Genomic DNA, 21,432 nt, shown 5'->3' on the forward strand with positions numbered 1-21,432 from the left:
CTCGCAATGGAAGAGACAGGGTTAGAAGACTTGTCCAGTTCCGATAGTAAGTTTTCGCGGCTGCACTGGTGTATGAGGCGAAATTGGGGCACTGTCCGGCGCTGCGGCGCCCGGTGCAGCTGCCGACGTGCAGGCGTCCCGCATGGTGGGCGGCGCCTTGGCAGACGTACGCGTTGTCGGGGCACTGGCAAGCGTCCGCACGGTCCGCGCGTATTCGGTCGCCGCTTTCCGACTCGTCTTCGCCTGCGCGAGCTTTGCCTCCAGATATGCCTCTATCGGATTCGATTCGTCCTGATGGCTTCGGCGCCGGTCCCGCAGCTTTCGGATTTCCTGGCGCAGCTTCAGGTTGTGGGGTACGACGCCCTAGGCACCTTGTGCGTCGAGGACACCTACTTCCGACCCATCCGGGAGAAAGGCTCGTACGCATCGCAGATCGTCTGCGTTCAGGTAGACGAGAATCTCCTTGCCGACCAATCGCGTGCTTCTTGCAAGTACACCGCTCGTGTAGCGCACGCCGTATAGATTGATGTGCGGCCGCACACCCTGCTCAAGATAAGCGCGTACACGACAACGGCGCGCAGCTTGCATCAGACACAGTGTACGCCGATGGTGCTCAGTGAGCCGCGTCAGGACGGTTTGTCGCGTGCTCACGTGGTATTCGATCGCTTCGAGCGGAGTCACGTTATTCAAACCGGCATGCGGCGTACCGTTGTACGTGGTTATCGCATACTCGACCAACTCCTCCAATTCGTCGAGCGACACGTATAGGCGAAGGTCGCCCTTCGGATCGGAAAGCGCACGGCGCAAATCACGGGGATGCGAACCCGTGTAGCCGGGTAAGCGAGAAGACAGCCGTTGCGCCATCGTGCCAAAGAAGCGCTCAATATATGGACGCTCATCCGGAGAGTATCTGGGGCCGGCATCGACAATGCAGCCTGTGAATTCACACATTGCTCGCAGGGTTTCGCTCGTCAGGTTTGCCTTTGCGTTGTCGAGTTTCATCCATTCCCAGGTGACATACGAGAGCTCCGGCCACCTCTGCGATGGAAGACCACATTCCGGCTCATAGCCAAGTCCGTCTAGAGAGAACGCGCGGACCGGATGGGGCTCCAAGGTCTTCTCGATAGTCTTGATCACGTCGTAACGACAATATTCTCGCGCACAAGGTTGTAGCCCAGGACCGCACGCGTGCAGACGTCAATGATTACTAACAGCCATACTCGTTCAATCTCAAACTCATGCTCAAATCCAAGCGGATCGCGGGCGACCACCTTAAGCCTAAGATCGAGCCGATGGCCGTCGAACTCGACGATCTGGTAAGGACGCGTCGCCGCTGGACTACCCTCTCCGGCTTCCCGATGTGGCAACCCCTTCAGGTGCGTGGCTCCAGCTGCGCGTGCCGCCAGACCAAAGCTGCGTAACATTTCCGATTTTAGAAGCCCAGACAATGAGCGAATGGCACGTCCTGCCGTATTGAATGGATAATCTGTCGCCTTCAGGCCTACCGCCCTGCACTGCCGCAGGAATTCGTCATGAATGGCTTGTAGTCCGCGCAGCCGTGTCCGCAATCTCTCGTCGGTATTGACTTGCTCGAGCAGGCCTCGGCGTCGCCGCTTGATCTGCAAGCGCAGCCAATCGCTAAGCCGCGGGTAGCGCTCAAAAAGTTGCGACAAGGCACCGGCTCCCCCGGCCTTGCCGCGCTCTCCACCGATGTTTACTGTGCTGACCCGCGCGTACTCGGCGATCCGCATATAGCGCCCTAACGCGCGAAAGCCATATGGCCGTCCATCCGAGTGGGGGATACAGCTCGCGCCGGTTCACCCCGGTGGTCTTCACTATCTGCCTGAGCGAATCACCTTCGGCATAGCGCACTAGAGCCTGCCTGCGTCTCTCAAACGCGCGCTGCTGCATGGTATCGAGCTCTGTATAGGCCACCTCCGGCCATGACGCGAGGTCGAGAGCTTGCAACTCCGGTTTGCGGCGGTTCATGAGCTCTTGCCTACTACAGCGAACGACGTTTGCAAGGACAGCGAGTGAGTGTGCAGGGCTGGCGCAGCAACCTGACCGGCATGCAGTAAGCCGAACAGTGTTGCGCGGAGCAACACGGGATCCGCGTGCGAACACTTGCGCTCGAGTGTCACTAGCTGTTGCGGACTCTCCAGGCAGCGCTCGACCGCTCGGCATAGTGACCATGTGACGAGCCCTCGATTTGCCACGATGCACGGCAGCATCCGCTGCCAATTGCAAATCCAAACCCGTGCGGCAGCCAGGTCGGACGATGTCACACTGCGGATAGAGAACGCCCCTTCGTCCAGTTCATGCCCAGCAGGCCTTGCCCTCAGATCCAGGCCGGCCTCTGCGAGAAGCACCAATTCTTGACGATCGCCGTATCGAACCCAGAAGTCGGCGAGCCGGACCTTTCCACCGAACTGTACGTAGCCGGGGCGTTCGCAAAAGGCAGTCACCAGTGGATCCGCCTCAAGTAGCAGCCACATATCAAGCAAAGCACGACGATAGAACGTCAGCCGTCTTCCCAGCTTCGGGCTGAAGGCTTCAAGCCGGTGCGCGCCAGCGGGGCGGGCGAGCACAACCGGCTCCGTGAATTGCGGAGAAATTTCCATCGGATCAAGACCTTACGGACAGGTTTCGAAGTCTAGGATGCGAGGTGGCAAACTTCACCGGCATTGTGTGAGAAATTGCGCTTTCACTTCTGAAACAAACGAAAGCAAAAGCGCCACCGGATCTGCCGAGAAGCCGGAGATGTCTAGCCTCCGGTGGTGGCACATTCGCTTCGCTCTACGGCCGCCAGCATGGATAAACCGCGCTGACTCCCTCTTCGCGAGGATGGCCGGCGCCCGTCAAGTTATTTCACTAAGATGAAATTATTTAAGTTCTGCGGCCAGTGAGGACGACCCACCCTATGGTCCTGTTGGAATTGGCTTGCGGGACACCCCCAGCCCCACGCGCCCGGACACTCGGCGACATCGGACTGCTGCAGCCCGCCAAGCAGGCGAGCCTGGCAGAGGTAATGGCGTTTATCGAACTCGAGAAATTGTATGGACTGGGTTGCGGCCTGGTGGACGTCTCATTGCTGGCTTCCACTCTGATCACACCCGGTGCGCAGCTATGGACGCTGGACAAGCGTCTCGACGATTTGTCAGTGCGTTTTGGTGTGGCGCATCGGCCCAAGCTTCATTAGGTCGCGTGAAGCCAGCACGGGGTTGGTTGGTTGGTTGGTTGGTTGGTTGGTTGGTTGGTTGGTTGGTTGGTTGGTTGGTTGAACGCTTGGACCGTAATTTTTCGCTGCTTTAGCGGTCACGGCGGGCCGAGCAAACGCGCTACCGGTCTTCTCCGGCCACAGCCCGCCACGCGTTGACAATGCTCCCGGCCGCGAGGTCGATGTCCTCCTCCGTGGTGGCCCAGGAAATCACTGACATCCGCAGCACGGCCCGGCCCCTCCAGTCGGCACCGCCGACATAGCATTCACCCGCGGTTTGCACCCGTGCGACTACGGCACGGGTCAGGCGGTCGGCGGCGACGGGGTCTTCCTCCGGGCCGAAGCGCAGCAGCACCTGATTGAGCGAGATGCGGTTCAGTACGGCAATGCCGGCTTCCTGCCCCAGCCGCGCTGCCAGCCGGCGCGCCAGCCGGCAGTGCCGCGCTATCATCCCGGCAACACCGGTGCGTCCCAGGTGGCGCAGCATGGCCCAAGTGGCGAAGCCGCGCGCGCGGCGAGAGAGCTCCGGCACGTAGTGGGAGGGATCGCGCTCATCGCCATCCGCCAGCGGCAGATAGCTGGCGGCGGCAGTCATGGCACGCCGGTGCGCCTCGGGGTGCGCGACGATGGCGTAGCCGCTGTCATAGGGGGCCTGCAGCCATTTGTGCCCGTCGGTCGCCCAGGAGTCCGCCGCCTCGAATCCGGCGGCCAGCGCCGCGGTTTCAGGGCAGGCCCTGGCCCAGAGGCCGAAGGCGCCGTCCACGTGCAGCCAGGCGCCGCGGGCGCGGATGGCAGGCAGCATCTGCGCGACCGGATCGAAGGCGCCGGTATGAATGTGGCCGGCCTGAGCGATCACGATGGCGGGGCCCGCACCGCCCGCCAGCGCGGCTTGCGCGTCAGCGGCACGCATGGCACCGTCACGGCCCGCCGGCACGCGCGACACGCACGCGCTACCGAAGCCGAGCAGGCGCAGCGCGGCGTAGACGGAGGTATGCGCCTCCGCGCCGATCAGCACCTGGATGCGCGGTGCGCCGAACAGGCCTTGCGTCTCGGCATCCCACCCGGCGCGCTGCAGTACCTGCGTGCGCGCAGCCGCGAGGCAGACGAAATTGGCCATGGTGGCGCCGGTGACGAAGCCGACCGAGGCGGTACCCGGCAGGCGCAGGATGTCGAGCAGCCAGCGGGCCGCGGTGTTTTCCGCTGCGGCGCCCGCAGGCGCGCCGCGATGGTTGGCGCAATTCTGTCCCCAGGCACTGGTCAGCCAGTCTGCGGCGACCCCGACCGGATGCGAGCCGCCGACCACCCAGCCGAAGAAGCGCGGGCCCGTGGTGGCGAGCAGGCCGGGCTCGGCCAGTGCGCGCAGGGCCTCGATGGTTTCGTCCGCCGGCGTGCCGGCTTCCGGGGTGGGCGCATCCCAGGCCTCGCGGCAGTCCGCATAGGAAGTGGCCGGCCACGTCCGCGCCGCGCCTGCCGACTGGCGGTAGCGCGTGGCGGCGGCAGCCGCGCGGGCAAGCACATCGAGGTCTTCCGTTTCCCTGCACGACATGCCGGCTTTCAATCTCTAGATCTTCGTCACGAACGTCCTGGCGTGGTACAGCGCGACCAGGCTCAGCGCCGTGATGATGACAATGGCAAGCACATCGGCGCCCGCATAGCCCCAGAAATCCGACATGGCAATCTCCTAGTGTGTGGTTGCGCAGCACCGGTGCTGCGCCGCTGTCAAAGCAAGCCCGTGTCCCGCATGCGCTGCCGGCCGAAATCGCTCAACCGGAAGCGGAATCGCATCTTGTCGGCGCAGGTGTCGAATTTCTCCTCCACGCTGGTGAGCAGCCCGCCCGAATACAGGTCGGTCAGGATGACCCGCACGGATCCGGCCCAGTAGTTTCCCCCTTTGCCATACTCCCGGCATACCGAGGCGGCGATATCGCTATCCCACATGCCGTCCGTCCCCGCGATCTGCTGCAGTATGAATCCCTTGATATGCACCTTCGCCATCTCTCATCTCCCGATTGAGAACCACCCACATGTCCAGAACGGGTTACAGCGCACGGACCACTTCGAGGACGTCGCTCTTCTCCGTGTACATCAGGAAAGCGCCCGATACCACCAGCGTCAGTCCCAGCAGGAAGTTCCACGCCGGGAACTGCAGCGTGAACGCGGCCAGGAACACCACGGCGAAGGCGCCATAGAGCGCTGCGATGGCCTGGCCCCGGCCGACGCCGATCAGCGGAAAGGACTTGTACCAGGACACGTAGCAGAAGCCGAACGTGATGCCCGCCAGCAGCAGCCAGGTCATCGCCTTCAGGTTCCAGGTCTGCGCCATCATGCGCATCACGTCGATGTCGCCGAACAGTGCCAGCGCCGGCAGGACCAGGCACAGCCAGTAGAGGGCCTCGGCAGTGAAGCGCACGGTGATGCCGCAGTCGGGATCGGTGACATCGAGCGCGCGCCCGGCAAGCGCCCCTTCGACGCCCCACCCCAGCGCCGCCATGGCGCCGCCGAGGTAGCCCAGCCACGACGTGTGCTTGCCGGACGCGCCGGAAAGCTCGCCGAGGATGCCGGGCGCGTAGATTGCCACGCCGCCGCCGATAATGACCAGGATGCCCAGCGCGGCACGCATCGTAATCTTCTCGTTGTACCAGACGCGGGCGATGCTGGCGCCGACGATGGGATACAAGAGCCCGGCAATGGCGGCGAACACCGCGCCCACGTAGCCCATGGCAAGGAAGGAGCCGAAGATGGCCATCGGCCCACCGAAGATCGCCGCGGCAAAGTACCACTTGGAAATGCGCCGCACCTGGACCAGCGTGCGGCCGAAGTCCTTGAACTTGTCCAGCACGATCAGCCAGAGGAAGAGGAACAGCAGCACCGAGAATGCGTTGAAGGTCGTGATAACCGCCGCCGCCGTCAGGAACTGGCGCGGGTTGGCCATGTCCATGGCGGCGAACGGCGCCTCCTTCCAAACCGCGGCGCCGGGCACGTACCACGCACCCCACAAGACCGCACACCACAGCGCCCAGATAAAGCCCCAGCGGATGCTGCGGGCACGAAAACTCACCTTCGCTTGGCCGACGGTCGTCATGAATCCTCCTGTGGTGGGCGCGTCGGAATGCACGCCTGATTCGAGCCTCATGTCCACATACGGAAAGGACCGCACGAACATGTGCGTTGGATTATTGGAGGGGCGCGGGGCCGGCACAATAATCCAAAGGAGAGATACCTACAAAGAGGCATGCGCGGCCGGCATACTTGGCGGAAAAATGCGCGTAGTGCGAGGGGACGAGAGCGCGAACGCCGCCGTGCCGCGCGGCGCGGCAGGCGGTGCTGACTTGCGCTGGGGGGACTAGCTCAGTGCCGCGGCTTCTGCTGCTCGTGCCGCCAGACCACGGCTTCGAGCCGGGAGTGAAGATTGAGCTTGGACAGCACGTGCTTGACGTGCACCTTGACGGTTCCAACGCTGATGCCGAGTTGGCGGGCGATGGTCTTGTTGCACAGGCCTTCCGCCAGGAAGTCCAGCACCTCGGACTCGCGGCTGGTCAGGTCAGCCTGGGCGGCGGGCACGCGCTGGTTGGACGCGACCACCTCCATCAGACTGCCGGTCACGGAATCGCTCAGCACCGAGGCGCCATTCGCCGCGCGCCGCAGGCAGTCGCACAGGTCTTCCGGCTCCATGTCCTTGAGCAGGTAGCCATGCGCTCCGGCGCGCAGCGCGGAAACCACGTCGCGTTCGTTATCCGATACCGTCAGCATGATGAAGCGGGAGTCGACGTGCTTCTCGCGCAAGGCGCCGATGGTCTCGATGCCGCTCATGCCCGGCATGTTCAGGTCGATGAGGATGACATCCGGCTGCATGCGCACTGCCATGTCCACGCCCTCCGCGCCGGAGGAGGCCTGGCCGACGACACGGAAGTCCTGGTCCATGCCGATGAGTTGCGCGAGACCCTTGCGGAACAAGGCGTGATCGTCGATGACCAGAACCGTGTTGCTCGTTTCCATGGCCGTTGTCTCCGTATTTTTTGCAGCCACGCGGCCGGTTCCTGATCCGGCCTGATACTTCTGCGGGACGCATTGCCGCCTGTATCGGCGGTTGTTTGCGAGAGCAACGGAGATACTACCGGCATCCCCGGTTTTGGGGAAGGCGTCAGCGCATGCCAGCGCGACTGGGGTTTTCCCGATTGTGCGCTGACGCTCACCACTCAGGCTGCCGCACCGGACGGAAGTGGACCGAAACGCAGGAGCCGCCGCCCGGCCTGGGACTGATCGACAACGCACCGTCCAGGCTCAATGCGCGCTCGCGCATGATGGCAGTGCCGTGCTGGTTGCGCGGATCCGCGGCCGGCTCGAAGCCCAGGCCATCGTCCTCGATGACGATGGCGATCGCGCCATTCTCCTCCGGCAGCAGCCTGACGGTGGCCTGCGATGCACCCGCGTGGCGCACGACATTGGAGAGGGCCTCGCGCACGATCTGCACGATATGGAACTCTTCGTTGGCACTGAGCTGGCAGCCCTTGAGCCGGTTGTCCAGCGTCATGGCCACGCTGCTGCGCGCGCCATACTCATCAAGGGCCTCCTCCAGCGCCGCGGCCAGGCCCTGTACATTGATCTGCGTGCGGAACGTCGTGATCAGTTCGCGCAGCTTGCGATAGGCGCCGTTCAGGCCGTCGCGCAGTTCTTCCGCGGTCGCCTCCAGGCCCTCGCGCGCGTCCCCTCGGTCGGCCAGGGTCTGCAGGCGGCTGACCTGGATCTTCATGTAGGACAGCGACTGCGCCAGCGAGTCGTGCAGTTCGCGCGCCATGGCCGTGCGCTCCTCGATCAGCGCTACCCGGCGCCCTTCCTGCATGCGCCGGAAGTTGCCGATCGCCAGGGACAGGTGACGCCCGATCGCCTCGCCGATCTGGCTGCCTTGCGCCTGGCAGTCCTGCGCCGTCCGGAACAGCACGAAGAGATGCCCGTAGCGCTCCTTGCCGTCGCTGATCGGCACCGCGAGCCCGACCTCGGCGTGCCCGCCCTGCTCCGCCAGCTCGAACACCATGTGCGGGCCCGCCACCGTGAGCGCGCGCACACGCTCCACCTGCGCCCACCCCAGCTCCCCGGCGTGCACGACTTCCGGCAGTTCGAGCGCCTCGCTGGTCTCGTCGTCCAGGCAGATGCAGCAGGCGCGCGCCTGGAGCCCGTCGGCCACCGCCTCGCACACATTGCGCAAGGCCTGCGCCCCCAGCGACTCGCCGGACAGCGCTGTCATCACCTGCTCGAGCAGGCTGAGCCAGCGGTCCTTGCGCTCCGCGGGAATGTCGCCTGCCGGCGCGCGCGCCTCACGCGCCTGGCGGCGCATCCCCAGGCCGATCAGCACGCCACCGGCGGCCACGATCAGCAAGGCAATGCGGACCGCAATATCCACCCGCAAGTGGCGCTGCAAGGCCTCGGATACATCGACGGCCGCCTGCTCAAGCACCGGCATGGCGGCCGACACCGTACCGTAGGCATGGGCCTGCCCTTCGTCCGCCAGCCCCGCGCCGAATGGCGGGTCGGACAGCAGCCGGCGCGTTTCCGCCAGCCATTGGCGCCCCTCCCGTCCGGCTTCGTTGCGCTGGTCGAAGCCGCTGCCGCGCTGGCGCAATTCGGCCGCCTTGCTCAGGAAGCTCACCGCCTCGCTGGACCAGGCCGCGGTCAGGATGGGTTGCACCATCAGCGCCAGCGCCGCCAGCGCCGCCACGGTGATCACCACGGCCCAGGCCCGCACCGCGCGCTGTTGCCGGGCAAGGAAAAGCAAGTATGATTGCGGGGCGCGTCTGCCGGGTACGGAATTGAGATTCATGGGTTCACCTTGGGTCGCAACGCGCATTCAGCCCAGAGCGTTCGATTACCAGCATAACGAAGGAACGCGGGGATATAAAAGGAGACAAGCGCGGCCAGGGTCTGTTCGCATGCAAAGCGTACGCGCGTCTTGCATGCGGACAGGTTCCACGCGAGGGGAGCATCATGCTGACCGTGTGGCTGTACCTGACCGGCGCAGCCGCTGCGTGCGGCTATGCCATCGGCGCCACCATGGGCTGGCTGCCGTCCAGTACACCGCTTGCCGTGGCGTGCCTCGGCGGCGCGCTCGGCCTGGTGGTAGCGGCCGCGGCCACCAACCGGCGCGCGCCGGGCCGGCCTGCCGCCGCCGCGGTGCCGCGCCCCGGCGTTGGCCCGATCCCGCCCCTTCACGACTACCGTGCGCTGATCGACGGTCTCGAGGACATCGTCTTCGAGACCGACGCCGAGGCTGCCTTTGATTTCCTGAATCATGCCTGGAAGTCCATCACCATGCTGGATGTGCACGTCAGCTTGCACACGCCGCTGTTCCGCTACGTCCACCCGGACGAGCAGGCGCTCAACCGCGAGCAGTTTCTCACGATCCTCTCGCAGCATGGCGATGCCTGCCGCTACGAGACCCGCCTGATCCGCCATGACGGGCAGCAGCGCTGGGTGGAAGTCAGGCTGCGGCCACGCTTCGACGGGCACGGCCAGGTGAGCGGCACCACCGGCATGATGACCGACATCCATTCCCGCAAACGCGCCGAAGACGTGCTGCGCGCACGCGACCGCAGCCTGTCGACCCTGCTGGACCATCTCCCGGGTATGGCCTTCCGCTGCCGCAACGACCGCCGCTGGACCATGGAGTTCGTCAGCGATGGCTGCTTCGAACTGACCGGCCTGGAAGCGGTCGACCTGCTCAACCACCCGTCCTACGACGAACTGATCCATCCTGAAGACCGCGCCTATGTCTGGGATTACGTGCAGAGCCAGCTCGAGCAGCGCAAGGCCTTCCACCTGCGCTACCGCATCCGCACGCGCGCCGGCCAGGAGAAATGGGTCGACGAGCGCAGCCGCGGGATCTACGCGGGCAACGGCACCCTGCTGGCGATCGAGGGCTTTATCTCCGACATCAGCAGCCAGAAGCGCGACGAGGAACGTGCCGAGCGGGAGCCGCTGCGCGACCGGCTCACCGGCCTGAAGAGCCGTGCCCTGCTGCTCGATCGCGTCGATCTTGCGCTGCAGTACGGCGCGACCTTCATGCTGCTGTGCCTGGACGTCGACAATCTCAAGCGGATCAACGAGCGGCACGGCCGCGCGTTTGGCGACCAGCTGCTGAGCCGGCTCGGGGAGCGGCTCGCGGCGTGGTGCGGGCCAGGCATCTCCGCCGGCCGCAGCGGCGGCGATGAGTTCGCCATTCTCGCGCTGGAAGCGCCAACCCGTGGCGACGCGGCCGCCTGCGCCGAAGCCCCCGCCGGCTGCGCACCGGCAGACCGCCAGCTCGGTGGCGTCATCGCCGCGCTGACCCTGGTGGACACCATTGCCGGCATGCTGGACACGCCCTTCGACCTCGACGGCACCTCGATTTCCATCAGCGCCAGGCTGGGCATTGCATTCAGCACCGAGGCCGGCACCGACGCCCGCGCCATGCTGCGCGACGCGCTGCACGCCGTGTATTCGGCCCGCTGGCAGACCGCAAGCGGCACCGTGCGCTACGCCTTCGCCGGCGAGTCCGCCAGGCATGTCGCGCAAGCCTGGCGACGCTCGGCCAGTGAATTTGCGCGTGCCTGCGACACGCTGCGCCTGCAGGTCAGCCTGGCCCAGGTCAGGCCGCTCGGCGACAAGCCGGGCTGGGCCGAAGGCACGGCCTGCTGGCACAGCCCACGCGCCGGCCTGATTCCTGCCGAGCACATGTTCCTGCATGCGTGCCGCGCCGGCACGCTGCAGGCCGTGGTCGAGCGCTATCTGCTCGCCATCTTCGCAGAGGCCCGTCTTCATCTGAAGCCGCAGCAGCGCCTGTGCCTGTGCATCGATGTCGTACCGCTCGATGCGGCCATACTGCAAGGGATACACGGCGCCTTGCTTGCCATCGCGGGCCAGCCCGGCGCCACCCGGGTCGACCTGCTCCTGCCGCAACAGGTCGACCCGGGACTGGCCGATCTCGAAGCCACGCTGGCCGGCCTGCGCAGCCGTGGCGTGCGTGTCGGCGTGGACCTTACCCCGGCCGCCAGTCGCGACGGCGAGCCCTTTCCCACGTGGGCCTTGCTCGCCGACTTCTGGCGCATCGGGGTCGACCAGGCCGCCATGGCACGGATCCGGCTCGAACGCCTGCTGCGGATTGCGGCACTGCACGACATCCCCGTGGTGGCCGCCGGCGATGCCGGCGCCTTTGGCAGCCGCCTCATCCACCGGGTTGGCGTGGCCGAGCCGATCGCGCCGGCCGCCTAGCCTGCCGCCGCCCCGCTCCATGGCAGCCAGTGCTCAGAACACGCGTTTCAGGCCGAGTATCCAGTGCGCGGTGCCCAGCCGCTTGCCGTCGGCCACCCACAGGCTGCGATCGGCATTCGTCCCCGTGTAGGCCAACGAGACGGTCCAGCCGGTGCCGAAGCTCTTGCTGACCACGGCGCGCCAGTCCGTATAGTTGAAGGCGCCGTAGTTGCGCACCCATTGCCGGCCCACATGCAGCCCCAGCACGAAGTCTTCCGGCAACGGGACATCGGCGTTGAGCTCCAGGTAGCCGCTGCCATGCGAGCTGCCCTGGTTGGTCCCCATCGATGCGCTGTTGAAGCCGAAGAAGTCGGTCAGCGTGCTGGAGTATTTCAGGGTCACAAACTTCCAGCCGACCGCGCCGTACAGTTCCAGCGTGTTGTATTTCTCGTCCGAGCCCGGCAGCTTGGGGTTTTCCGGATAGTAGAACTGCAGCAGCCCGACATCAAAGCGCCAGTCGCCGAAGGACTTGGTAAAGCCGCCGTACAGGTCCATCTCAAGGCTGGCGCCGTTGATCGCCTTGCTGCTGACGTTGGTCGCCCAGACGCCAGCGTAGAGACCGCTATCGTGCGCGTAGTCGAAGCCGCCCTGCAAGGCAGGCCGGTCCTGCGTGTAGGTGATGCCGCGAAAGACGTAGTTGCTCATCAGCGCGACATTGGCGCTGAAGGTATGGGGGCTGGCGGGCGGCTTCGGCTCCTCCTGCGCGAAGACGCCTGGGGCCGCGCCTGCACCGCAGGCCAGCAAGCAACCCGAGGCGAAGGCCCTGGACCAGGATTGCGAGGACAGTTTCATGCTTGATCCTTGGCAAGGAATGTTTGTGCTGCATCGACTGCGTATTGTTGGTGGCGTACTGTTGGTGGCTTGTTGTTGCTCCCCATGCCGCGGCGCTCTGGTCCGGCTGGCGCCTTGCCATACCCCCCTCACCCGGGCCCTCTCCCATGCGGACGGAGGGCGGGTGCAACCGGGCGAGGAAGGTCACCGCCGGCAGGTTCCCGCCGTCGGCTTGCTGCACCATCCACCTCAGAAATGGTTGCGCAGCTCCTTGCCGATATCGAAGATGTCGCCCACGATGCCGTACTTCGCAATCGTGAATATGGACGCCTCGGGGTCGGTGTTGACGGCGATGATGGTGTCCACATGCTTCATGCCGGCCATGTGCTGGACCGAACCCGAGATGCCCATCGCCACGTACAGCTTGCAGTTGGCGGCGGTCTTGCCCGACTGCCCCACCTGCCGCGACTTCGGCAGCCACCCCGAATCGGCGATCGGCCGCGAGCAGCCCAGCGTGGCGCCCACCGAATCCGACAGCTCCTTGAACTGCTCGACGTTGTCTTCCTCGCCCACGCCGCGTCCGATCGAGAGGATGAAGTCCGCGCCCGGGATGTCCACATCGTCGCCGCCGGCCGGCTCTTCGAAGGCCAGGTGCTGGCTGCGCGGCGCGACCTGCGGTGCCGCCTGGCTGGACACCGCCGGTGTCCCGGCCGCTTCCACCGGCTTGAACGAGCCCGGCCGTACCGTCAGCACCACGGTGGCGCGATCGGGGAACTCCATCTCGACGTTCACCTTCTGGCCGTATCCGGAACGCGTGGCCACCCAGCCATCGCCATCGCGCTCGACCTTGAACACGTCGGTGGTAAAGCCATGGCCATCACGCACCGCCAGCGGCGCCGCATAGCCCAGCGTATCCACGCTATGCGGCAGCAAGACCAGCGACGGCTTGCCGGCAGCAATCAGCGCGCGCACCGACGCTTCATATACTTCCGGATCGAAGGCATCGTCCGCGCTTTGCACCGTCACGATCTCATCCACGCCCGCCAGTTTCAGTGCCTCGGCGTAGCGCCCCGGATCGGCGCCGATCACCGCCACCCGCACCGGCTGGCCGCTTGCCGCCTTCAGGCTGACGGCCAGGCCGACCAGTTCGCGGCTGACCGGACGCAGCTCGCCCTTGCGATGCTCACCTACCACCAGAATGCCCGTCATCATGCTTCTCCCCTGTATTCCTTGATGATCTTTGCCAGTTGCGACGCCTGCTCGGCCGGGGTGCCCCCGATCATTTGCGCGCGGCCCTTCTCCGGCACGTACATGCGCCGCACCCGCGACAGGGAGCCCGCCGCACCAGCCTCGCCGGCGGCAAGGCCGATGTCTTCCGGCGACACCACTTCAATCGGCCGCGAGGCCGCCTGCTTGATGCCGCGCAAAGAGGCATAGCGCGGCGTGTTGATGCCGAGCTGCAGCGTGAGCACGGCGGGCGTGTCGATCTTCACCGCGGCATAGGTGCCGCCTTCGAGCTCGCGCCGCACCGTTGCCTTGCCATCACCCGGGGTGTATTCCAGCGTCGCAACGACCGCCGCATGGGGCGCATCCAGCAGCCCGGCGAGCGCCATGCCGGTCGCGCCGAAGGCGTGGTCGGAAGCCTGCACGCCGGCAAACACCAGGTCGGCGGACTCGCGGCGTGCCAGCGCGGCCAGCACCCGCGCCACGGCGATGGGGTCGGATTCCTCCAGCGCATCGTCCCAGACGCGGATGGCGCGGTCGGCGCCCTTGGCCAGGCACTTGCGCAACTCTTCGTCCGCGCTGTCCGGGCCCACCGTGGCCACGATCACCTCGATGCCCTCGCCGCCCGGCCCCTCCTTGAGGCGCATGGCTTCCTCCAGGGTGTAGTGGTCCCACTCGTTCAGGTCGTGCACCAGGAAGTCGGGATCGATGTCGCGGCCGTCGTCGCGAATCTCGAAGTCCTCGTCCAGCGTGGCCACCTGCTTGATCGTCACCAGTATCTTCATATCGTCTCCATCGTCTGCGCTGCTTGTTGTATGGCTCGCGGCATGGCCTGGCGCCGCGCCGGCGCCGCGCGCATGCCCGCCAGCCGGGCGAAATGGCCGAAGATGCGGAAGCGGACTTGCGCGTCGGGGTCGCCGCGCATGCGCCAACGGTCCGCGTCCGTCAGGTTGGGATGCTCGATCACCATGGCGCGGTGCAAGGCGTAGCCGTCGTGACGCAGCACCAGCAGCACGCCACGCGGCGCCTTCCGGTTGAGGATCACGGCGCGGCGGACATCGGCGCTCGGGTGGGCCGCCAGCGTCGCCAGCCGCGCGGGCGAGGTGCCGGGATGACGTGCCACGCCCGCCAGTACGTCGACGTCCGTGCAGCGTGCAAGGCGGCGCAGCAGCGGCAACGGCAGGTCATCGCGGTAGGCCACGCCGGCCCGTACCCAGGCGACGGGATCCGCGCCCAGCCGCTCCAGCAGTCCCGCAGGACAGCCCGGGTGCCGCGCCGCGCAGCGCCGCACCTCTGGCTCTGGATCCGCTGCGGCCAGCACCAGCCAGTCCACCGGGCAGCCGGGGTTGCGTGCCACCGTGCGGCGCACCCAGGGGTCGGTGTCCTCCAGCAGCCAGCCCGCCATGCGCGCCGCCAGGTCCTTGCGCCCCGCCACCGCGCGGCGCACACCGGCATCGCCGTCGAAGCAGCATGCCAGCAAGGCATCGGCGGGTATGGCCGGGTGCGCCGCTGCCGCACGACGTACGGCGGGATCGGCATCTGCCGCGAGCTGGCGCAGAAGCGTCCCCGGGGCCCGCGCCTGCTGCGCCAGGCAGCGCCGCTCCAGCGCCGATGCCGGCAATGCCTGCAGCAGGCTGTCCGGGCAATGCGGATGCAACAGGATCTGGGCTCGCACCGCTACGCCGTTGCCCTCGTCCCCCTCGTCCCCCTGGCCTGCATCGCGCCACAAAGCCTGCAAGGTGGCCTCGCCGGTGGCCAGGTTGATGGCCAGCAGCCGCTGCAGGACCGGCAAGTGCCGCTGCTGCAGCGCGGCCAGCACGTCCGCGGCGACGCCCGCGTTCTCGCACAGCGCGCACAGGATATCCTCCTGCGCCGTGTCGTCGGCGATCTGCGCCAGCACCGCACGCGGCATATGCGCGTGCCGCGCCAGCAGCAGTCGCATGCGTTCGCTGCGCGCCCGCGGCCAGAGCGCAGCCAGGCAATCCGCTGGCGCGGCGGGATTGCGCGCGAGCCGCTGCCCGACCATGGCATCGTCGCGCGCTTCCGCACCCAGCCGCGCCAGCACGGGCGGCGCCACGAAGGCCGCAGATGCCAGCAGCAGCCGGTCGCGGCGCGCCTCGAACAGGCGCGGCGCCAGCCACTGCCGGTGCACCGCCGAGGCGTAGGGATAGAGCGCGGCCGCGGGGTACGGCTCCGCGTCTTCCCGCGCGCGCCGCAGCAGCTCCATCCAGTGCCGACCGGTGAATTTCATCGCCGCGCGCCTCAGGCTTCCACCAGGCCGCCCTGCGTGCTGGCGGACCCGCCAGCACGCAGGGCGGCTGCACCGGCACCTGCACCGGCAACCTCGGCTTCCAGCGTGATGGGCTCGGCCAGCGCGTCGCGGATCATCTCGATCAGTTCTCGCACCACGAACTTGCCCTCATAGCCGCTGGTCTTGAGTGCGTCCTCGAACATGGTCAGGTCTTTGGGGCAGCAAACCACGAAGACTTCCAGCCCGTCGATGCCCGCCGCCTCACGCATGCGCAGCTGGGACGGCTTCTCGGCGCCGACCGGATCCGGCATCCAGATGCGCCCGCCGCCGGCGCCGCAACAGAAGGAGTTGTCGCCATGGCGCGGCATCTCCACCAGTTCGCAGCCGATGCGCTTCAGGATTTCGCGCGGGCCGCCGTAGCCCTTGTTGAAACGGCCCAGGTGGCAGGGATCGTGCAGGGTCACGCGCAAATGCTGCGGCTGGCGCACCTTGAGCTGGCCCTGCTCCAGCATGCGCTGCACGAAGCTGGTGTAGTGCTCGATCTCATAGTTGCCGCCGAAGTCCGGATACTCGTTGCGGATGGTGTTGTAGGAATGCGGGTCCGTGGTCACGATGCGCTGGAACTGCGCGGTGCCCAGCGTGGCGATATTGGTTTCGGCCAGCAGTTCGTAGAGCCCTTCCTCGCCCACGCGGCGCACGTCGTTGCCGGCATTCGATTCCCCTTCGAACAGCAGGCCGAAATTGACGCCGGCCTCGTGCAGCAGGGTGGCGAAGGCCTGGCTGACCTTCTGGTTGCGCGGATCGAACGAGGCGTAGTCGCCCACGAACCACAGCACGTCCACCGGCTCCTTGCGCGCATCCTTGATCTGGAACGGCAGCGCCTTGGTCCAGGCCGCGCGCTTGCGCTTGGATTCCCCGAAGGAATTGCCAGTCTTGTGGATGGTCTGCAAGGTCTTCTGCAGCTGCGGCTCCATCTCGCCCTCTTCCACCAGCTTGCGGCGCATCTGCACGATGATGGGTACATGCTCCACCGCCACCGGGCAGATCTCCACGCAGGCCATGCAGGTGCGGCACGACCACAGGGTCTCCATGAACACCTGGCCGCCATCCTTGCCGTGCGGGCTCAGCTTGACCTGCTCCGGCAAGGTGTTCTTCTGCAGGGCATCGTTGGCGAACTCGCGCAGCGAGAGGATCACGTCGCGCGGCGACAGCGGCGCCCCTGCGGCGCGCGCCGGGCAGGCTTCATGGCAGCGGCCGCACTTGGTGCAGGCATCGAGGTTGAGCAGATGCTTCCAGGTAAAGTCGGTGATGGTCGTATAGCCCACCTTGTCGCCGGTGGCGGCCTGGCGCGGCAGGCGCTGCGCGGCCAGCGGATCGCGCAACATCAGCGAGCCGGCCGCGGTGAAGATGTGCTTGACCTTCGTGAAGGGAATCAGCGCGATCAGGGTCAGCGCCAGCAAACCGTGGAACCACCACAGGCCGGTGCGCAGCAGCCCCGCCGCGGCGGCGCTCAGCCCGGCAGCGCGCAGGCCTTCGGCCAGCGCCGCGCCGAACGGCGACCACCACCGCAGCTCCCATACCTCCGGCCGCTGCTGCAGCCAGACCAGGCGGGCGGCCTCCAGCACGTAGCCGGTCGCGCCGATGACGATCAGTGTCCACAGGAAGGCCCAGTCCTCGCGGCGGTAGCCGCTGCGGTCGTAGCCGGGCTCGCCGGGCTTGCGGTCGGGGCGCGTGTAGTCCAGCTTGGGCGGCTTGATCCAGCCGCGCCGGACCATCATGTAGACGAGACCGCCGATCATGGCCACGCCGGCGCAATCCAGTACCAGCGAGAACCACAGATAGAAATTCCCGTGCCAGAAGCTGATGCCGAACAGCTTGGCCGTGATGTCGTAGTCGAGCGTAATGGTTGCGGTGCCGATGAAGAGCAGCGCGAAACCATAGAAGATAAGCCGGTGCGCGCGCCCGGCGGCGGGATCGCGCCTGGCGATAGTGCGATGGCTCGCTACCGTGCGGCACATCTGCAGGAAGCGCTTGAACAGATCGAGCGGCGCGCCCAGGGGCTGGCCACGCCGGTACTTGCGCACCTGCACATAGGTGCCCCAGCAGAACACGCCGATGGCGCCGAAGCCCACCAGGTAGAACAGCACGATGGCGTGGGACGAGAATCCTTCAAACAGGACCCGGGTGATCTGGAGCGGGTCGAACTTGTCTGCGGCGAACATGGCGGCTTCCGTCTGGGTCGATGCGTGGAGGAGCGGCGGGGCGCGGCGGGGCGCGGCGCGACGAGGAGGGCCAGGCACAGCCTGCCTGGCCCTCCCCCCGCGGATCACACCTTGTAGATGATCTCGAAGGTGCCTTCCTTCTTGTGCGGCACGCCCCAGACCGGCACTTCGCGGCGGTAAGGCAGCGGGATCTGCGCGTCGGCTTCCTCGATCTCGCGCGCCAGCCGCTGGCCGCCGAAGGTGGCGTCGGCAATCAGCCGCGGCGCCTCGGCATCGCCGATCAGGTAGACCTCCTTGATGCCCACGCTGGCCCAGCGGTCCTGCGCCGCCTTCAGCTGCCGGTACAGGCCGTCGTTGGAGCGGCGGCCGGTCACCAGCACCAGCGAGTCGAACTCCAGCCAGCGATGGGTCTTGTTCTCGTCGCGCGGGGACTTGCCGGGTCCGCGGTACGTGCGGCGCGAGCCGTCGCCCCAGATGTTGTAGATCTCGATGCGGCCCGGCTCGATGCGGCTGGCGAAATGGTCGCCCATCTCGTTGACGCCCAGTTCGTGCAGGCGCCGCATCATGTTCGGATACTCCAGCGTGAAGTGCATGTAGTTGGCGAGGTGCACACCGCTGACGATGGTGACCTCGTGGCCGGCAGTCGCCAGCTTCTCGGCCAGGCTCGGCGCCATGAAGTAAGTGTCCGCGTTGAGGATGACCACGCGCTTGCCGATCGCCTTCTTGCCGGCGATCACCTGCTCCGGCGTCAACTGGTCGTCGCGCGAGGCGTCGGCACCCGGGATGGGGTCGTGGGTCAGGCAGTTGGTGCCGTCGGTCACCCAGTGCGAACCGGTAGCGATGACCACCTTCTCGGCACCGTATTCAAGAATGGCGTTGGCGCTCAGCGGCTTCTGGCCCAGCGCGAGCTGGCTCTGCTTGTTCTTTTTGAGCAGCTTGGCGATCTGCGTCTCGCGGTAATCGCGGTGGTAGCCCCATTCGCCCAGTCCGGGCAGCGTGATGATCTGGTTCAGGTGGCCGCCGATCTTCTCCGCAGTGTCGACCAGGTGCACGGTGTGCCCGCGCTCCATCAGCACGCGCGCGCATTCCGAGCCGGCGGGGCCCGCGCCCACCACCAGCACGGAATCGTCGGACTTGGCGCGCGCGAACCTCTCGGGGTGCCAGCCGCGGCGGTACTCCTCGCCGGCGGTGGCGTTCTGCGTGCAGATCATCGGCGGGCCGCCGATTTCCCAGCGCGAGATGCAGACATTGCAGCCGATGCAGACGCGGATGTCGTCGATGCGGCCTTCCTCGATCTTCTTCGGCAGGAAGGGGTCGGCGATGGACGGACGCGCTGCGCCGATGATGTCGGCAATGCCCTTGGTCACGATCTCGGTCATCTTTTCCGGATCGGTGAAGCGGCCCACGCCCAGCACCGGCTTCTTCGACACCTGCTTGATAAAGCGGGTCCAGGGAATCTGGTGGCCCTGCAGGTTGAAGCGCGAGGGACCGGCGTCCTCGCCCCACTCGGCGATGTCGCCCACGTCCACGTCCCACAGGTCTAGCAGGTGGTCGGCCATCTCGACGAACTTCATGCCGTCCTGCTCCACCTCGATGCCAGCCACGCCGTACAGCGAATCCACCGCGAAGCGCGTGGCGATGGCGCAGTCGTCGCCCACGGCGCGGCGCACCTTCTCCAGCGTTTCGAGCCAGAAGCGCGCGCGGTTCTCCAGCGAGCCGCCGTACTTGTCGGTGCGCTTGTTGTAGTAGGGAGAGAGGAACTGCAGCGGCAGGTAGGAGTGCGCCCCGTACACGTAGACGATGTCGAAGCCGGCATCGCGCGCGCGGTAGGCCGCATCGACGTAGTACTGCTGCACCTGGGCGATGTCGCGCAGGTCCATCTCCTTGCAGTAGGTCAGGGTCTCGAACTCCGAGGCGTACTGGCTCGGGCCGCGCGGCGTGGCCCGGCTTTCCATGCAGGGCGCGTGGGCGCCGCCGTACCACATCTCGATGCCGGCCAGTGCGCCGTACTTGTGGACCTCGTCGGTCATCGCGCGCAGGTTGCGCACATCGCCCTCGTCCCAGATCCGCGCGGACATCCGGTGCGTGTCATCCGATTCCGGGTGGATCGAACAGTATTCCGTATTGAGGGCTGCCCAGCCCCCTTCCGCCTTCATCGAGCGATGGGCCGCCTGGAATCCGGGCAGCGTGGAGCCTGCGCCGATGCAATGCGGAACCTGGTAGAAGCGGTTGCGCAGTGTCTTGGGGCCGATCTGGATCGGTTCAAACAGGATGTCGTAGCGTGGGTCGCGGGCCATTGATGGTCTCCAGCCGGTTTGTGGGGCGATCGCTCTCGGGCGTCGCAGGCAACGCGGAGCGCGAGCTCCGCCTTGAATCGAATCGGGACGTCTGTTGTTGTTCTCTGGCTGCGCTGCGCTAATCCGGCGCCGTGCCTTCGCTGAGCATGCGGGCGTCGTCGAATGGCGCCAGCCAGTCGATCGCCGCCTGGCGGTAGCGGGTGATCCCCTTGTAGTCGACCAGTTCGCCAGGCAAGGTGCGCAGCACGCGGTGCAGCCGCGCCGCCCATTTGGGCACCGTGGCAAGCTCCTGCAGGCTGATCAGGTAACAACGCACGCCGAAGCCGATGGCATTGCTGCGCGGCAGGCGGAACAAGGTCTGCAGCTCCACGCGCAGGTGAACCAGCTCGCCGGCGTTTTCGCGGGTGACGGCGGCCCGCTCGGCGCCCCAGTCGCAATAGCGCTCCGGCGATGTATCCAGGCGCGGATGGATGGTCATGGTCCAGTTCAGGCGGCGCACTGGCCCGCCCACCCGCAGGTGCAGCAGGTATTTGAGGGCGCGGTCGAAGATGCCGAGCTCGTGCGCCAGCGGCACCGGCCCGTGCCATTCGGTGAAGCTCATGCCCAGGTCAAAGTCCAGCGACCAGTCGGCCTGCGTGGTGACCATGCCGGCATCCATGAACAGGTTGTCCTGGCGCTGGTCCATCAGCACCCAGTCGCCCTGCACCTGGCGCAGGATGTACTCCAGCGGCGGCTGCGGCAGCGAGGCGGTGTCGCCGAAGACGAAGCGCTGTTCCAGGCCGAGCAGGCGGTTCTCCCAGGTCCAGTGCGCGCCGTCGCGTCGCAACTGGAAATGGCCGGGATGGCTGGCCGCCAACGAGGTCATCATCAGCTCCAGCGTGTCCCATTGCGCTTCCATCATGTGCGGCAGCGCCATGCAGCGGCCGGGGTCCTGCGCCAGCACCAGCGCGCGCTCGCGGCATTCGCCGAGGTAATGCTCGTCGATGTCGAAGGGATGCTCGGTGACGCTACCGGCGGGCCCCGCGGCGTGGGGCTCGATATTGACCGAGTACATGTACCGGTCTTCGGCAAACGGAAACGGAAAGCGCCGGATCGCAGCGGGACTGTTGCTATAGACGAAATCGCCGCGATAGGTTTCGTCCTGCTTGAAGATGGTTTCCATCGCGCTTC

15 protein-coding genes and 2 pseudogenes are annotated in these 21,432 nt (G+C 66.5%); 2 read left to right on the forward strand and 15 right to left on the reverse strand.

Features of this window, described 5'->3' with window-relative positions:
- Nucleotides 1-21 precede the first annotated feature (21 nt).
- Both IPF36_RS15665 and IPF36_RS15670 read right to left on the reverse strand, forming a co-directional pair.
- A pseudogene (locus tag IPF36_RS15665) lies at nucleotides 22-1,989 on the reverse strand (integrase).
- Nucleotides 1,986-2,621, reverse strand: a complete 636-nt coding sequence (locus tag IPF36_RS15670) for a hypothetical protein (protein WP_195428672.1) — start codon at nucleotides 2,619-2,621, stop codon at nucleotides 1,986-1,988. The pseudogene IPF36_RS15665 and the gene IPF36_RS15670 overlap by 4 nt, the downstream one beginning before the upstream one ends.
- Before the next feature lie 290 nt (nucleotides 2,622-2,911).
- Between IPF36_RS15670 and IPF36_RS15675 the strand changes: the two are divergent.
- Nucleotides 2,912-3,199: pseudogene (locus IPF36_RS15675) on the forward strand (VapC toxin family PIN domain ribonuclease); the annotation flags it as partial.
- On the opposite strand, the gene IPF36_RS35075 reads toward IPF36_RS15675, so the two are convergent.
- The 6 genes from IPF36_RS35075 to IPF36_RS15705 all read right to left on the reverse strand — a co-directional run bounded on the left by IPF36_RS35075 (nucleotide 3,158) and on the right by IPF36_RS15705 (nucleotide 8,987).
- The gene (locus IPF36_RS35075; protein ID WP_368671156.1) at nucleotides 3,158-3,319 is read right to left on the reverse strand and encodes a PT domain-containing protein; all 162 of its coding nucleotides are present in this window, start codon (nucleotides 3,317-3,319) and stop codon (nucleotides 3,158-3,160) included. The pseudogene IPF36_RS15675 and the gene IPF36_RS35075 sit on opposite strands and share 42 nt — an antisense overlap.
- A gap of 19 nt (nucleotides 3,320-3,338) precedes the next feature.
- Nucleotides 3,339-4,763, reverse strand: coding sequence for a pyridoxal-dependent decarboxylase (locus IPF36_RS15685; RefSeq protein WP_195428674.1), 1,425 nt, complete (start codon nucleotides 4,761-4,763; stop codon nucleotides 3,339-3,341).
- Nucleotides 4,764-4,936: 173 nt separating this feature from the next.
- Nucleotides 4,937-5,212: a hypothetical protein gene (locus IPF36_RS15690; protein ID WP_195428677.1), complete on the reverse strand. Its 276-nt coding sequence runs from the start codon at nucleotides 5,210-5,212 to the stop codon at nucleotides 4,937-4,939.
- Between the two features lie 43 nt (nucleotides 5,213-5,255).
- Nucleotides 5,256-6,299, reverse strand: coding sequence for a DMT family transporter (locus IPF36_RS15695; RefSeq protein WP_135706834.1), 1,044 nt, complete (start codon nucleotides 6,297-6,299; stop codon nucleotides 5,256-5,258).
- 266 nt (nucleotides 6,300-6,565) lie between these two features.
- On the reverse strand, nucleotides 6,566-7,213 hold the full coding sequence (gene narL / locus IPF36_RS15700) for a two-component system response regulator NarL (protein ID WP_195428679.1): 648 nt from the start codon (nucleotides 7,211-7,213) through the stop codon (nucleotides 6,566-6,568).
- 193 nt (nucleotides 7,214-7,406) lie between these two features.
- A complete protein-coding gene (locus IPF36_RS15705; RefSeq protein ID WP_255519793.1) occupies nucleotides 7,407-8,987 on the reverse strand; it encodes a histidine kinase in 1,581 nt (526 codons plus the stop codon).
- A 209-nt stretch (nucleotides 8,988-9,196) separates the two neighbouring features.
- Between IPF36_RS15705 and IPF36_RS15710 the strand changes: the two genes are divergently transcribed.
- Nucleotides 9,197-11,458: a PAS domain S-box protein gene (locus IPF36_RS15710; protein ID WP_135706836.1), complete on the forward strand. Its 2,262-nt coding sequence runs from the start codon at nucleotides 9,197-9,199 to the stop codon at nucleotides 11,456-11,458.
- 33 nt (nucleotides 11,459-11,491) lie between these two features.
- On the opposite strand, the gene IPF36_RS15715 is transcribed toward IPF36_RS15710, so the two are convergent.
- The 7 genes from IPF36_RS15715 to IPF36_RS15745 all read right to left on the reverse strand — a co-directional run bounded on the left by IPF36_RS15715 (nucleotide 11,492) and on the right by IPF36_RS15745 (nucleotide 21,424).
- Nucleotides 11,492-12,289 (reverse strand): TorF family putative porin, encoded by a 798-nt coding sequence (locus tag IPF36_RS15715; protein WP_135706837.1) that lies wholly within the window; start codon nucleotides 12,287-12,289, stop codon nucleotides 11,492-11,494.
- Nucleotides 12,290-12,517: 228 nt separating this feature from the next.
- Entirely contained in the window at nucleotides 12,518-13,480 is a 963-nt protein-coding gene (locus tag IPF36_RS15720; protein ID WP_255519794.1) for an electron transfer flavoprotein subunit alpha/FixB family protein, read from the reverse strand.
- Nucleotides 13,477-14,277, reverse strand: coding sequence for an electron transfer flavoprotein subunit beta/FixA family protein (locus IPF36_RS15725; RefSeq protein ID WP_135706838.1), 801 nt, complete (start codon nucleotides 14,275-14,277; stop codon nucleotides 13,477-13,479). Before IPF36_RS15725 ends, IPF36_RS15720 begins: the two co-directional genes overlap by 4 nt.
- Nucleotides 14,274-15,743 carry a hypothetical protein gene (locus IPF36_RS15730; protein WP_195428681.1) on the reverse strand — a complete coding sequence of 490 codons (1,470 nt, stop codon included), beginning with the start codon at nucleotides 15,741-15,743 and terminating at the stop codon, nucleotides 14,274-14,276. The genes IPF36_RS15725 and IPF36_RS15730 overlap by 4 nt, the downstream gene beginning before the upstream one ends.
- A gap of 11 nt (nucleotides 15,744-15,754) precedes the next feature.
- Nucleotides 15,755-17,965, reverse strand: coding sequence for a (Fe-S)-binding protein (locus IPF36_RS15735; protein WP_195428683.1), 2,211 nt, complete (start codon nucleotides 17,963-17,965; stop codon nucleotides 15,755-15,757).
- Nucleotides 17,966-18,069: 104 nt separating this feature from the next.
- Nucleotides 18,070-20,262 (reverse strand): FAD-dependent oxidoreductase, encoded by a 2,193-nt coding sequence (locus tag IPF36_RS15740; RefSeq protein WP_195428685.1) that lies wholly within the window; start codon nucleotides 20,260-20,262, stop codon nucleotides 18,070-18,072.
- Between the two features lie 118 nt (nucleotides 20,263-20,380).
- The gene (locus IPF36_RS15745) at nucleotides 20,381-21,424 is read right to left on the reverse strand and encodes a DUF3445 domain-containing protein (RefSeq protein WP_135706842.1); all 1,044 of its coding nucleotides are present in this window, start codon (nucleotides 21,422-21,424) and stop codon (nucleotides 20,381-20,383) included.
- Between the last annotated feature and the right edge of the window lie 8 nt (nucleotides 21,425-21,432).

The sequence above is a fragment of the Cupriavidus sp. IK-TO18 genome, assembly GCF_015549295.1.
GTDB classification, from domain to species: domain Bacteria; phylum Pseudomonadota; class Gammaproteobacteria; order Burkholderiales; family Burkholderiaceae; genus Cupriavidus; species Cupriavidus oxalaticus_A.